Raw genomic sequence first — 11,762 nt, 5'->3', positions numbered from 1 at the left:
AAGATTCTCGACATCTTCGAAGGGACGCAGCAGATTCAGCAACTCATCGTCGCACGCCGCCTGCTCGGAAAGACATCCGCAGAGCTTAAATAGCTTGTTTGCGAACCGCTTTCAGCTTCGTCTTCGCCCCGGTCGACTTCGGTTCGGCCGGGGCGTTTTCGTTCGTTTTTGCCTCCGAATCCCCATCGGTCCCGCACTGGTCCCGCATCAGAGCGTTGTCCACCGCCGAGCGGGTCCGCTCGTCTTCACCCGGCCAAAGGTGTGTGTATATCTCGAGAGTCGTCTCTGCGGACTCGTGTCCGAGCCTGACTTGGACGGTCTTCACTGACGCTCCCGCATGGATCAGTGCACTCGCATAGAAGTGTCGGAGACTGTGCCAGGTCACTTGCTCGTCTAGGCCTACACGCCTCCGCACGGCCTTGAACGAGTGGGCGACAGTGGACGACGACCACATGCGACCGCGCATAGTGCGAAAGACGGGCATCGACCGGTCTTCACACGGATTCTCGGCCAACTCTTCCGCGATCGCGTCAATTGCCATATCCGAAAGTGGAAGCACTCGCTCCGCTGCAGCCGTCTTCAACGGCGCCCATGTGAAGGTCGATGTGGCGGTTTTCGACTGTTCGGTGATGGTCATTTCTCGCCGAAGAAAGTCGACCGATCTGATGCGAATCCCGGCGATCTCTCCCCCGCGTAACCCGGTCGACGCGCCGACGATGATCATGCGAGCGAAAGTCCGGTACGGCGGCACGCTGCCGCGCCCCTTCGGCACTCCAAGGCGTGCGGCCTCTTCGAGTTTCCATACCTCGTCGGCAGTGACAAGCTCGGCGCGGGTGACCGGTCGGACCGTGTTCTGTTGTTTGCGCTTCTTGCCGATGCCGGCGGCGGGCGATCTGATTAGCAGCCCGTCGGCGACAAGCATATTGAAGAATCCGGCCATCTGTCCGCACCATCCGTCGACAGTGTTGGGCTTGAGTCCACTGCAGCCCTTCACCCAGTGTCGACCGCTTTCGAGTTGCTGCTTCCAGGCGCGCACGTCTGATGGCTTAACGGCTCCGATCGGCGCGTTCTCTAGTCGACCGAGATTGCGGCCGACAAGCTCGCGCACTTTCCGGGTGCCGTCCGTCTTGGCTGCGTTCTCCCAGTCGGTCCACATCTTGCCGACGGTGACCTCTTGATCCTTGGGGTTGATCCACTCGCCACGTCGCAGCTCGCGCTCGCGATCGGCGGTCCAGTCCTTTGCCGCGCCCTGAGTATCGAAGGTCTGGCTGTACTCCTGGCCGTCGCTGCCGTAGTAGCGGCCTATCCAGCGGACCTTGCCGTTGCGGGTTCGTTTCTGTGGCTTCACTTTTTATGCGCCCCACTCGGGCCCTGGGTCGTCGGCGGCTTCCACTTCCGTGTCCCACACATCCCTCTCGTCAGGCTCGCCGAAGAATGTGCAAGCCAGGTATGGCTTGTCACTTTTGAGTAGCGCCTCGACGTCGAGATCGTCGTCGAGCCTCGGGTCAGGTACGTTCATCGTGTCCCTTCCTGGACAGTTCAGCCCACGCCCCGGTGCCTCGGAGCGTGGGCTTTTGATTGCTAGTTGCGGTTTGTGTGCATCTCCAGCCATACGCCGAGTAGATGTTCGGTCACTCCCAGTTCGTGTGCGATCTTCGGCCAGTTCGGGCCGTAGGCGCGCTCGGCGATTTCGACCTCGCGGCGGTTAATGAGGAGCCTTGCCGCAAACTGATCGGCCGCGCGCTCTTGCCTTGCGGCGAAACGCGGATCTTCAACGGCTTCGTCACCGGCGATTGCGTGCCCGAGTTCGTGCCCCAGCGTGCCAACCTTCTCGCGGTGACTCAGCCACGGCGCAAGGAGGATCACCCCGGACTGGTGGGTGTAGCACCCCTTCCCCTGTGGTGGCTCCGCTTCGACGATTCTGACCCCCAGCCCAGAGGCGATGCGCTCAAGCATCCCAAGCACTCTCGTCACCTCCGTGTCCGTCCTCGCGGGGTGAGTTGTCCGCGACGGAACGCAGGTGTCGATCGGAGTCGCTGATGTATTCATCAATCGGAGTTTCAAACGCGGGATGGCTTCCGGCGGTCATACGACGCAGTACCTCGTCTGCGATCTGCTCATCTGAGACTTCACGAAGCGCAGTCATTGGGTCAACCTGCTTTGCGTACTCGGCCGCCAGATACCCCGTATCTACGAGCGCGCCGACAGGGTTTGCGCCATATGCGATCGCAATCGCAATCACATTCTCTGCGGGAAAGTATCCCTGCTTGACCTGATGGGCAACCGTCCGTGGGGATAGCCCGGAGCGCTTCGCAATCGCGTTAGCAGCTTCCGCAGGTGCAATGCGCTCAAGCCAGTCACTGTGATCCATGGCCCGAATCATGCCAGAGCAATGGGTGATGCGCAAGTTTTGCCGATGGTCTTGATCTGCGAATACAACCCATTTCGAATTACACGCTTGCAATCATTGCCGACCGTATGCAATAGTTGCCGAGCATCAGCAAGAGCAGCCGAGGAGGTGAATATGATCCGCCTAGATCCTGAGGTTCTCGACGAAGCTCGTCGCATCTATCGACTGAGTAGCGATGAGAAGCTCGCCCACAAGCTCAATCTCTCGGGCAGCACGGTCGCCAACCTGCGATCGGGACGCACGACCCCCACGATTGCCACATTGATGGCACTCAAGAAGGCCACCGGCAGGCCGCTGGACACACTCGTCCACGAAATCGCCATTCCGGCCGCATAGGCAACTCTCGCAACATCTTTCGTCAGGCGACCACCTGGCGCGACCTTTGACATCTTCATAGCGAATAGACCGACCTGGCGAGCGCGCCGCTCATACACCTGCCACTGGTTCAAAGGTGCAGACCCGCAGCAACATTCGACACTGCGGAGGTAACGCGCCGACCGATGCCACCAGGTCCAACACGTCCGACACATTGGACGTGGACACGTTCCGCAAGAGTGAAAGAAGGATCGATATGAAGGTGCCACCGTGAGCACTCGTACCATCCGGCCCGCACTGACAGCGGCCCAGATCGCCGAAACACTGTCGATGAATCCGACCTCGGTCTACCGGCTCTTCGACCGGAAAGACCATCCACTCCCCCATATTCGAACCGGCAACAATGCCGTCCGAGTTCAAGCTGACACGTTCGATCAATGGCTGCGCGAAGAAGAGCAGTTGTCGACCGGGCAGGTCGCAAAGCGCCGACGGAAGCAGTTCGACCAGACCGCATGAAAAAGCCGCCACCTGCGCGAACAGATGACGGCCAATCAATTCCCAACTCTCACGAAAGGAATCTCATGACTGAGGTTACCCCATCGAACAGGATCGGACAGGGCGCATGAGCATCGAACTGTTCTCCTACGAGTCCACCGAGATCCGGACCGTCGACATCGGCGGCAAGCGTTGGGCGGTTGCCCTCGACATCTGTCAGGTGCTCGACATTAAGGACGTGCGAACCGCTGTCGAACGGCTCGACGAAGCTGATCGGGTTTTAACCCCAATCAGGTCGGGAGGACAGAACCGCAACATGTGGGTCGTGTCCGAGGATGGCGCAACAGATCTCGTTCTCGACTCCCGCAAGCCTGAAGCACGCCGCTTTCGCCGCTTCCTCACCCATGAGGTGTGGCCCGCAATTCGGAACACCGGCACCTACTCCACGGCGCCGGCGCTCACCGACGACGAACTGATCCACCAAGCACTCTCGATTTCAGCCACCCGCGTCGCAGCACTCACCGAGCGCGTGGCAGAGCTTGAGCCCAAGGCTGAACTCGCGGAGAACTATCTCACCGCGTCGGCTGGCAGTCGGCTCGTCGGCGAGGCCGCGAAGATCCTCGATATGAAGGAGAAGGAACTTCGGATGTTCCTGCTCGAAGAGCGGATGATCTTTGTCCGGCATGCACAGTGCGGGAACGTCCTCTACGACTTCTACGCGGACTTCGCGCCGCACTTCGAGGCGCGCGAGACAGTCGTCAATCACACCTGGGGCTCGTGCAATCACTACACGCTCCGCATCACCCCGCGCGGAATCGATCTGATTCGCAAGCGTATTCGTGATCGGAAGGCTGCAGCATGACTCTCACCTTCAATGGCTTGCCGATCGCAACTCTCGACCGTGTGAAGCCAGCCCAGAAGTCCGATCGTGAGTATGGCGGATTCTTCCGCTTCGAGTACGTCGGCGGTGGAACTGATTCCGCTTACGGCGACGAGCTGCACATCCTTCCGATGTAACCCACCGACCCCGGTGTCGTCACCACCGTAGGACCGTGCCGGTCCAGATGGCCGGCAAGCCGACGCCACCGGCCCAAACTTCCCGCACTCCCATTCTCCTGCGAAGGACATTTTGCGATGACGCATACCCAAAACACCCCGCCAGACAACGCAACTGACTCGAAGATCGCCGACTTTTGGGACACCCACAGTGCAGCGCAGCGAGCCGAGCCGAAGCGCGTGGGTAGCCACCGCGCCGTGCAGCTCGAACCCGCGCCGAAGTTGCAGTGGTGGAAGTACCTGATCGCGATCGTCTGCACGTTCGTCATCCTGAACGGGCTCGTATTCCTCGGCGCCTACACACCTTTCGGCGGTGTCCGATGAGCGAATCAACAGTCAAGTACCTACTACTCAACCCATTTGGATTCATCCAGCGGACGTTCACAACTCCCGAAGCACTCGAAGCTCACATCATCGAGCGCTTCGGGAGCACTGACGTCGAGGTAAAGCACGGCCACACCGGCGTGCGCCGTACCTACCGAACCAATTCAAACGAGGAGGTGGCATGACCAAGGTTGCGCTCTATTCAAAAAACGCGTCGCTCATCAAGTCCATGCGAGAGGCGTTCGGCGAAAAAAATCTTACGGTTCACGAAACGGCGAAACTTCCGGCAACGGCGGACCTCGTGATCTCCACTGCCGGCACGAACACCAAGGATGAGTGGACCGCCGCGCGACACGGCTGCATGGTGGCAATCCTTCCCGAAGCGCTCGACTACGTGATTGATCGGGCAAACGCCAAGGGCAACTTCGTCATCATCGGCGCGGATCGCGGCAAGTCATGACTCGCCTGCCCTGGCAATGGTCACCTGAGATGCAGACCGACGAGTCCAAGGCCGCAGTTCAGGCATGGGTCGACAAGAAAATGGCGGACGGCACCGTTATCGATGCCCACGATCCAGAGTTCCTTTTCTGTCTAGACAAGGTCGACGTCATCAGTCGCTACCAACTCCTGCTGCAACAGTCGCGCTCTCGCGAGAAGTCGACCCGCGTGCATTACGAGAGCGAGATTCGGCGACTGAAATCGACGGTCGAGAAGGCGGGCCGCTGGTGGGACCACTGCCTGAAGCTTCGTCATGCAGGGCGCAAGACGGCCAACCTCGCCGACATGAGCCCATCTCCAGGGACGACGAAATGACGCACTTCGACTACGACGACGGTCTCGACGACCAGGACGATCCAGCCGAGTTCTGGGACCAAGCAGACCGCGACCATGCACAGGAGGCAGGCAAGTGAATTCCTCGCTCAACACCTGGCAGTGCGGAACCTGTCCGATGATCCGATCCGCCAATTGCCGTTCCGCCGGTTGCTATGGCGAGACTCTCGACCGCCGAGACCTGGACGCACACGCCCGATCTCAGGAAATGAGGAGCGAATCATGACCTCGCGCATCGTCACCGACAAGGCAGAGCCTGGTTCGCCCGAGTGGCTGAGAATGCCTACCGCCTCGAAGATCCCGGCAATCCTCGGCCTCTCTCGCTGGCAATCCCAGTACTCGCTGTGGCACGAGATGGCCGGCAACCTCCCCGCCGAACCTGTCGGCGAAGCCCGACAAGACGATTACGACTGGGGCCACTCGCTCGAGCTCGCCGCGCGCGACTACTGGCTGCGCCGAAATCCCGGCTGGCGAATCTCGCAGCGCGAGGTTCAGTACACCGACGACGAGCTCGAATTCCCCAATGCCGCGACTATCGACCGCCGGGCTTCACGTGGCAAACGGCGCAAGGTTGTCGAGGTCAAGAAGGCGCGAGACCTGCAGGAGTATGGCGATGACGGATCCGGAGAAGTCCCGGCTGACTACACCGCGCAGATCATCTGGCAGCAGCGCATCACCGGATTCCACGAGCCCGCGAACCTGATCTTGTGCCCTGAGTATGGGCGCCCGCGGATCTACGTCATCGAATACAACGCGCATATTGCTGCAGCAATCCTGGCCGCCGTGCGGAAGTGGAACGCCAGCCTGGCCGCTGGTGAACCGCCCGAACTCGACGACACGATCAGCACCTACGAGACCGTCCGTCGACTGCACCCCGAGATCGACGGCCGCGAGGTCCAACTCGATCCCGACCTCGCCGCGGACTACCTGACCGCAGTGGCCGACGACAAAGGGATCACGAAGCGCCTGCGCGGATTGAAGACTCGCGTCCTCGACGTCATGGGCAATGCACAGACCGCAGTCGTTATCGATCTCAAGATCGCCACGCGGACACCGGGCCGTGGCGATTCAATCTCACTCCGCTCCAACACCAAGGCCGATCCGGCCACGATCGAAGGAATCTCAGCATGAGCACCGAAATCGAGCACTACGAAGCACAGTCCGTCGTTCTGCCTGTCGAGCCGCAGACCGCCATCGGGCAACTGATGCAGCACGCCGAGGCGATGGACGCAGCGTTCAGCCTGGCCGAAAAGATGTGCAACACCTCGCTCGTCCCGTCGATCTACCGCGGCAAGCCCAATGACGGAACTGCCGCCATCCTCTACGGCGCCGAACTGGGGCTGAACCCCATCCAGTCGTTGCAGCAGATCTTCGTCGTCCACGGCATGCCGGCCATCTACGCCCGAACCATGGTGGCGCTGATGAAGTCCAAGGGCCACAAGGTGTGGACCGAGGAATCGACTGATGAATCCGTGACGGTGTCAGCGCAGCGCCACAACGAGTCTCACGTCGAGACGAGCACCTGGACGATGGAGCGTGCAGAGCGCGCGGGCTACGTGCCCACGATCGACGAGAAGACCGGAAAGTTCGCACTCAACGGCAATGGCAAGTTGATCGGAAACGAGAAGTACCTCAAGGATCCTCAGGCGATGCTCTACGCGAAGGCCGCATCCGAGGTCTGCCGCAAGATCGCACCGGACATCCTGCTCGGCATCGCGTACACCCGCGAGGAGCTCGAGCTCGAGGAGGCCGCGGACCCGACGCGGGTCAAGTCTGAGCGCGTCGCGGCGCCGAAGGGCGGAACTGCTGGGTTGGCCGCGAAGCTCGGAGTGACGGAATCCCCGGAACCCGCTCCCGATCCGGTGACCGAACCTGTGTCCGAGCCAGTTGTCCTGGCGTCGGATGCCGAGATCAAGGCTCTCGTCGACGCTCTGGCCGAGGGCGGTATCACAGACAAGGACGAGGCGATTGCGTTCCTGCGTGCTCGCACGAACCGCCCCGAGATTCAGAAGTCGAAGGACCTCACCAGCGCCGAGGTCGCCGCGGTCCTGGACTTCATGACCAACGGCGAACCCGCCCAGTAGTCCCTACTCGCAACTGATCCGGGCCGCCATCGATGGTGGCGGCCCGGCTTATGCACAGGAGTTTTCCACATGTCCGACGACGAGATCCGTACCGCAAGGCTCCGTCTGCTCGACGAGCGCCTGGACGGTATCCACACCCAGTCCGAGCGTCTGCGGGATCGAATCACCCACAGCACGATCGAGGGTCCGTACACGCAGTTGAACCGGGCGGAACTGGCGCAGCTCGAAGCTGAAGCCGAGCTGCTGCACCGCGAGCGTGACGACCTGAAAAAAGAAGGCCAGAAGTAGTGGGACTGCCATGGATTCGGCTCGATACGAGCCTTGCAGACCATCCGAAAGTGCTTGAACTCGTCGACTCCGGCCAGTATCGCGCGGCATTTGCGGCGGTGATGGCGATGACTTACAGCGGGAAACACGGCACCGATGGGTTCATTCCGAAGGGTGCTCTGCCGTTCATTCACGCCCGAAAAGCCGACGCGGACAAGCTCGTCGAAGTCGGAATGTGGGACGTGGTGGCAGGTGGATGGGAGATCCACGGATGGGACGAATACCAGCTCAGCGATGACGAATCGAAAGCCAGGAAGCTTCGAGCGAAGAAGGGCGGGTGCATCAAAAATCATGGAATCGAATGCGGATGTTGGCAGTTTTAGCAGTGCCTCAAGCACGTGCTTAAGCACTGTCCCTAAGCACTGCTTCAAGCACGTGCACGGACGGACGGACGTAACTAACGAAGAACTACTAACAGCAAAATCTCGTTTGGTATCTGTAAGCAACGCGCACAGGGGGGCAGGACGATTTCCCTCGGATGTGAGCGGATCGAACGTGGATGCCGCTGCTTCGCGCGGCCGGCGTGGAACTGAAATCGAGTTATCCACAGGGCCACTGAGTGCAGGTGTCGCGTGAGAACCGTCCTCGGGATCGACCCCGGAGCGCGCGCAACGGGGCTCTGCGTCCTCTCAGGCGATGAAATCATCGCCCACCGCACAATCACTTCAGAAGGGGAGATATTTCCCGCAGAACGGCGCTACGTCCTCGCAGTCCTCGAAGCTGGCGCGACGCTCCTGCAAATCCATGACGTAGACCTCGTCGCTGTCGAGACTATCAACCGACCGAGCTGGCACATGAAAGGCCGCGCTGCAGTCGACCCCACAGCACTGCTCGCTACCGCCGAAATACTCGGCGCCATCCTCGGCTTCCCCTGGACCAACCACGTCATCCAGATCCGACCCAACAAGAACGGCTCACAACCACTCGGCACCTACCCCGGAGTGCTCGTCTCACCCGGAGAACGACGCAAGGCCGGATGGGAAGCACGAATCGGTGGCGGCCAACTCAGACACGCACGGTCGGCCTACGACGTCGCACGACTCGCCAGCAAACTCGCCCGCAACTTCACACTGACGCAGGAGAACTCATGACCGAAAGCCGGATTGCAAAGTTCACACGAATCGGATCGGAGCTTGCGGCGGCAATAGACGAAATGCGCGATGACGCCCGTCCTGTAGCCACCGAGGAGGAGACGAAAGCGGAGGCACTGACGACATTCCTCGAAGGCGTCCTCGAATCTGATGATTGCGGATGGCACCTCCCCGCCGATTGGGATCCGGTTGACCTCGCCGATGCGATCGTGCACGCACCCGCCTCCTCGCCGGTTGGCTCTGCTCCCACCGAAACCGGAACGACCGTGACCATCCCGAAGCCGTACATGCTCTATCTCGGGCCGAATGACACTGTCGCATTGACATACCGCAAGGCGGCAGAGGATCTGGAGCGCGGGTACGACATCGGCGGCAGTAATCGCCGGGATTCCATCGCCCGAGTCCTGCACGACATCGCAGACGCTCTGTTCGTAACGGTTAAGGAGGGGGGCGCGTGAGCACGGAAGAGGTTGTGTATTTCATTCCAAAGGTCGGCCAGCGGGAACTTGTGTCCTTGTTGCGTGAAATCCCAGACCTTGTGGATGATCTCGCGATCACGATCACTCGCCAGGATCGAACGGGAAAAGGAGGGGTACGGATCCGATCAGGTAGTGACGAGCAGCCGCTTCCGCTCAACATAGGCGCTTCCGCTGCTAGCGATGGCTTGCGAAACGAGCTTGCGGGTTGGGTGCGTCATGTCTGTGAGTCACGCGGGATCACTTACGACGGATCAGATTCGATCATCGGTATTGGCAAATGGCTAGACCAGAACGTGGTTTCGCTCGCCATGACGGAAGGGAGCGAAGAGGCTTACCGCGGTATTGAGGGGGCAATGGGACGGTGCCGTCGAGCGATGGATTTGCCTGCTGATGACGTGGTTTGTGTCAGCCCCGCAATGCACCTCGAAGCACGAAACACCTTGTTGCATCGCGCCGCCATCGGCGCAGTGGCTAAGCAGCTCGGGTCCGAGTTTGCCGGCCTAACACCAAAGCGGGTGGATACGTTGCGGAGAGCTGGACGAATACATGGCGATCGATGTGTTGTCTCAACCCGTGCTGAACTATTCATTCTGGGCGATGTTCTGGACGCCCACCTGATGTTTCCATCCCGGGCGCGATCGTCCTGATTGCATCAGGAAAATGGCAGCTTGTAGTATCAAATTTTTCTGTCGCACCGAGAATGAATAAGGGAGTCCTGTGCGGAATCTAATGCCCGAGTGGTACAAGTTGGACGACGACACGCTTCGTCAGGTCTTTGTCGATGGAGTAATCGTCCTCGACGCAAATATTCTCCTTCAGTTGTATAGGCTTGGGGAGGGGCAGCGCTCGGAGGTCTTGAATTTTCTTTCACAGGAGACTGTGAAGTCGCGGGTGTGGGTTCCGCATCAGGTAGCGCATGAGTTTCAGCGGAATCGTTTAACCAAAGCGCGTGAACAGATTTCGTCCTTTCGTGAAGTTGCTGAAACAGTTACTTCCGCTAAGAAAAAGCTGGCGGATACAGTTAGGCAATCGATCAAAGACAAATCGGTAAGTAAGGAATTAACCGATAAGTTCGATAGCCTATTTGATGAAGGCTCAAGGCTGGTTGAGTCTCTACGCCTCACGCATGTCATTGACTATGATGTAATTGTTGCGAATGACCCTATTAGGGAGGCTATAGATGAACTTCTCTCTGGGGCGATCGATAGCGGTCCGGCACCTTCGGTGGAGGAACTGAAAGAACGAACCACCGAAGCGATAAAAAACAGGTTCCCCAAGAAGATCCCGCCTGGTTACTGTGATGCAATGGGTCCGGATAAGAAAGATGACCCTGAAGGTGATTATTTGATTTGGGCCGAGATTAAGGCGCGGGTTGAAAAAAATCCGAGCCACGTGTTATTGGTTACGAACGACATGAAAGAAGATTGGTATCTTATCGACGACAAGAAGGGGAAGAATAGAATAATTGGTCCGCGACCGGAGTTGCGTCGAGAGTTCAGTGAATGCGTCAAGACGGATGATTATCAATACCATCAAGAGTCGCTGGAAGGGTTTCTTCGACTGGCGCGTACGTATCTCAGTGCCGATATTGACGAGACCACTCTAGATACTGTTCGATCTCTTAATGAACAGAATGTGAAGAAATACGCTTTGCTGAGTAAGCTTAGGCACCCTTCGCTAAGTAGCCTCTACGAAACTGCGTTTGAGCGGTACCCCACGGGAAGTTCGGCATATCAGCACGTTAGACGGGCTCTGGATATGGTTGAGGGGATTGGCGAGTTCGACGAGGTGAGTGCTGAAGCTGCGCTGAAGATCCTTCAGCTTCTCTCAGAGGGCGACCTGCGTCGAGACGAAGATACCTTCAATCGGGCTTTTCGCGAAGGTAGCCGAGCGGCCAAGAGTCGCAAGATGCGCGAGATTATGGCCGCTACGGAGATGAGTAGGTTCGACGAGCTGCGGATGCGTGAGTTAGACGAGGTGCGCTATCTAGCTGCGAAGCGATTGGAAGAGGACCAGCGCTTGGAAGACGAACGGCGGCTAGCGGAATAGCGGCACCTGAGGTGTTAGGCTAAGCGCGCTGGCGCGAGTAGTGGATGAAAGTCCGCCTCGCGCTTTCGTCGTCCAGGGGCGCGTCTGGATCTGTTGATGCACTAGCCGAAACATCACCGGTGGGTGCTCCAGGAATCAACGCCACAATCTTCCATCCAGGTTTAAGTCACCGCCCGGTCCCGACTCACACGCCGGGAGCACGGAATCCAAGCCCGCACCAAGACGGTCTCCCGCCGTAGTGCGCCGCTGCCTGGATGGACTCAAACGTCCCCGCTGTCGTGGGGCACACGGTGATCCGGGG

At 59.3% G+C, this 11,762-nt stretch carries 20 protein-coding genes; 16 read left to right on the top strand and 4 right to left on the bottom strand.

From position 1 onward, the window contains the following. Positions 1 to 85: 85 nt before the first annotated feature. The 4 genes from ACYP01_RS00220 to ACYP01_RS00205 form a co-directional block, all read right to left on the bottom strand. Complete coding sequence (locus ACYP01_RS00220) at positions 86 to 1,348, bottom strand: tyrosine-type recombinase/integrase (protein WP_459678073.1); 1,263 nt, start codon at positions 1,346 to 1,348, stop codon at positions 86 to 88. Between the two features lie 3 nt (positions 1,349 to 1,351). Beyond that, positions 1,352 to 1,519 (bottom strand): hypothetical protein, encoded by a 168-nt coding sequence (locus tag ACYP01_RS00215; RefSeq protein ID WP_459678070.1) that lies wholly within the window; start codon positions 1,517 to 1,519, stop codon positions 1,352 to 1,354. Between the two features lie 62 nt (positions 1,520 to 1,581). After that, positions 1,582 to 1,956, bottom strand: coding sequence for an ImmA/IrrE family metallo-endopeptidase (locus ACYP01_RS00210; RefSeq protein WP_459678067.1), 375 nt, complete (start codon positions 1,954 to 1,956; stop codon positions 1,582 to 1,584). Further along, complete coding sequence (locus tag ACYP01_RS00205; RefSeq protein ID WP_459678065.1) at positions 1,949 to 2,371, bottom strand: hypothetical protein; 423 nt, start codon at positions 2,369 to 2,371, stop codon at positions 1,949 to 1,951. Before ACYP01_RS00205 ends, ACYP01_RS00210 begins: the two co-directional genes overlap by 8 nt. A 153-nt stretch (positions 2,372 to 2,524) precedes the next feature. On the opposite strand from ACYP01_RS00205, the gene ACYP01_RS00200 reads away from it, so the two are divergent. The 16 genes from ACYP01_RS00200 to ACYP01_RS00125 all read left to right on the top strand — a co-directional run bounded on the left by ACYP01_RS00200 (position 2,525) and on the right by ACYP01_RS00125 (position 11,461). Then, the gene (locus tag ACYP01_RS00200) at positions 2,525 to 2,746 is read left to right on the top strand and encodes a helix-turn-helix domain-containing protein (protein WP_459678063.1); all 222 of its coding nucleotides are present in this window, start codon (positions 2,525 to 2,527) and stop codon (positions 2,744 to 2,746) included. 249 nt (positions 2,747 to 2,995) lie between these two features. Further along, positions 2,996 to 3,241, top strand: coding sequence for a helix-turn-helix transcriptional regulator (locus ACYP01_RS00195; RefSeq protein WP_459678061.1), 246 nt, complete (start codon positions 2,996 to 2,998; stop codon positions 3,239 to 3,241). Between the two features lie 106 nt (positions 3,242 to 3,347). Then, positions 3,348 to 4,082 carry a phage antirepressor gene (locus ACYP01_RS00190; RefSeq protein ID WP_459678059.1) on the top strand — a complete coding sequence of 245 codons (735 nt, stop codon included), beginning with the start codon at positions 3,348 to 3,350 and terminating at the stop codon, positions 4,080 to 4,082. Next, positions 4,079 to 4,237 (top strand): hypothetical protein, encoded by a 159-nt coding sequence (locus ACYP01_RS00185; protein WP_459678057.1) that lies wholly within the window; start codon positions 4,079 to 4,081, stop codon positions 4,235 to 4,237. Before ACYP01_RS00190 ends, ACYP01_RS00185 begins: the two co-directional genes overlap by 4 nt. A gap of 117 nt (positions 4,238 to 4,354) precedes the next feature. Beyond that, positions 4,355 to 4,600, top strand: a complete 246-nt coding sequence (locus tag ACYP01_RS00180; RefSeq protein ID WP_054825682.1) for a hypothetical protein — start codon at positions 4,355 to 4,357, stop codon at positions 4,598 to 4,600. Beyond that, positions 4,597 to 4,785 carry a hypothetical protein gene (locus ACYP01_RS00175; protein WP_459678054.1) on the top strand — a complete coding sequence of 63 codons (189 nt, stop codon included), beginning with the start codon at positions 4,597 to 4,599 and terminating at the stop codon, positions 4,783 to 4,785. Before ACYP01_RS00180 ends, ACYP01_RS00175 begins: the two co-directional genes overlap by 4 nt. Next, the gene (locus tag ACYP01_RS00170) at positions 4,782 to 5,060 is read left to right on the top strand and encodes a hypothetical protein (RefSeq protein WP_459678052.1); all 279 of its coding nucleotides are present in this window, start codon (positions 4,782 to 4,784) and stop codon (positions 5,058 to 5,060) included. Before ACYP01_RS00175 ends, ACYP01_RS00170 begins: the two co-directional genes overlap by 4 nt. Then, a complete protein-coding gene (locus ACYP01_RS00165; protein WP_459678050.1) occupies positions 5,057 to 5,413 on the top strand; it encodes a hypothetical protein in 357 nt (118 codons plus the stop codon). The genes ACYP01_RS00170 and ACYP01_RS00165 overlap by 4 nt, the downstream gene beginning before the upstream one ends. Positions 5,414 to 5,653: 240 nt before the next feature. Then, on the top strand, positions 5,654 to 6,562 hold the full coding sequence (locus tag ACYP01_RS00160) for a YqaJ viral recombinase family protein (protein WP_459678048.1): 909 nt from the start codon (positions 5,654 to 5,656) through the stop codon (positions 6,560 to 6,562). Continuing rightward, a complete protein-coding gene (locus tag ACYP01_RS00155) occupies positions 6,559 to 7,515 on the top strand; it encodes a hypothetical protein (RefSeq protein WP_459678045.1) in 957 nt (318 codons plus the stop codon). The genes ACYP01_RS00160 and ACYP01_RS00155 overlap by 4 nt, the downstream gene beginning before the upstream one ends. Before the next feature lie 69 nt (positions 7,516 to 7,584). Then, positions 7,585 to 7,803, top strand: coding sequence for a hypothetical protein (locus tag ACYP01_RS00150; protein WP_459678043.1), 219 nt, complete (start codon positions 7,585 to 7,587; stop codon positions 7,801 to 7,803). 50 nt (positions 7,804 to 7,853) lie between these two features. Further along, positions 7,854 to 8,165, top strand: coding sequence for a hypothetical protein (locus ACYP01_RS00145; RefSeq protein WP_459678041.1), 312 nt, complete (start codon positions 7,854 to 7,856; stop codon positions 8,163 to 8,165). A 249-nt stretch (positions 8,166 to 8,414) separates the two neighbouring features. Next, a complete protein-coding gene (locus ACYP01_RS00140; RefSeq protein WP_459678039.1) occupies positions 8,415 to 8,933 on the top strand; it encodes a hypothetical protein in 519 nt (172 codons plus the stop codon). After that, on the top strand, positions 8,930 to 9,391 hold the full coding sequence (locus tag ACYP01_RS00135; protein ID WP_459678037.1) for a hypothetical protein: 462 nt from the start codon (positions 8,930 to 8,932) through the stop codon (positions 9,389 to 9,391). The genes ACYP01_RS00140 and ACYP01_RS00135 overlap by 4 nt, the downstream gene beginning before the upstream one ends. After that, entirely contained in the window at positions 9,388 to 10,059 is a 672-nt protein-coding gene (locus ACYP01_RS00130) for a hypothetical protein (protein ID WP_459678035.1), read from the top strand. Before ACYP01_RS00135 ends, ACYP01_RS00130 begins: the two co-directional genes overlap by 4 nt. An 82-nt stretch (positions 10,060 to 10,141) precedes the next feature. Next, positions 10,142 to 11,461: a PIN-like domain-containing protein gene (locus tag ACYP01_RS00125; RefSeq protein WP_459678032.1), complete on the top strand. Its 1,320-nt coding sequence runs from the start codon at positions 10,142 to 10,144 to the stop codon at positions 11,459 to 11,461. The last annotated feature ends 301 nt before the right edge of the window (positions 11,462 to 11,762 follow it).

Source organism: Rhodococcus sp. no. 34 (genome assembly GCF_054589475.1).
The sequence above is the reverse complement of the archived record's forward strand: the minus strand, read 5'-3'. Positions and strand labels throughout refer to the sequence as shown.

Bases quoted from the DNA above. Each gene is read 5' to 3' on its own strand.
- ACYP01_RS00210 (WP_459678067.1), bottom strand. From the start codon at position 1,956: ATGCTTGAGCGCATCGCCTCTGGGCTGGGGGTCAGAATCGTCGAAGCG.
- ACYP01_RS00125 (WP_459678032.1), top strand. From the start codon at position 10,142: ATGCCCGAGTGGTACAAGTTGGACGACGACACGCTTCGTCAGGTCTTT.
- ACYP01_RS00135 (WP_459678037.1), top strand. From the start codon at position 8,930: ATGACCGAAAGCCGGATTGCAAAGTTCACACGAATCGGATCGGAGCTT.
- ACYP01_RS00170 (WP_459678052.1), top strand. From the start codon at position 4,782: ATGACCAAGGTTGCGCTCTATTCAAAAAACGCGTCGCTCATCAAGTCC.
- ACYP01_RS00185 (WP_459678057.1), top strand. From the start codon at position 4,079: ATGACTCTCACCTTCAATGGCTTGCCGATCGCAACTCTCGACCGTGTG.
- ACYP01_RS00155 (WP_459678045.1), top strand. From the start codon at position 6,559: ATGAGCACCGAAATCGAGCACTACGAAGCACAGTCCGTCGTTCTGCCT.
- ACYP01_RS00180 (WP_054825682.1), top strand. From the start codon at position 4,355: ATGACGCATACCCAAAACACCCCGCCAGACAACGCAACTGACTCGAAG.
- ACYP01_RS00165 (WP_459678050.1), top strand. From the start codon at position 5,057: ATGACTCGCCTGCCCTGGCAATGGTCACCTGAGATGCAGACCGACGAG.
- ACYP01_RS00205 (WP_459678065.1), bottom strand. From the start codon at position 2,371: ATGGATCACAGTGACTGGCTTGAGCGCATTGCACCTGCGGAAGCTGCT.
- ACYP01_RS00215 (WP_459678070.1), bottom strand. From the start codon at position 1,519: ATGAACGTACCTGACCCGAGGCTCGACGACGATCTCGACGTCGAGGCG.
- ACYP01_RS00190 (WP_459678059.1), top strand. From the start codon at position 3,348: ATGAGCATCGAACTGTTCTCCTACGAGTCCACCGAGATCCGGACCGTC.
- ACYP01_RS00200 (WP_459678063.1), top strand. From the start codon at position 2,525: ATGATCCGCCTAGATCCTGAGGTTCTCGACGAAGCTCGTCGCATCTAT.
- ACYP01_RS00150 (WP_459678043.1), top strand. From the start codon at position 7,585: ATGTCCGACGACGAGATCCGTACCGCAAGGCTCCGTCTGCTCGACGAG.
- ACYP01_RS00160 (WP_459678048.1), top strand. From the start codon at position 5,654: ATGACCTCGCGCATCGTCACCGACAAGGCAGAGCCTGGTTCGCCCGAG.
- ACYP01_RS00175 (WP_459678054.1), top strand. From the start codon at position 4,597: ATGAGCGAATCAACAGTCAAGTACCTACTACTCAACCCATTTGGATTC.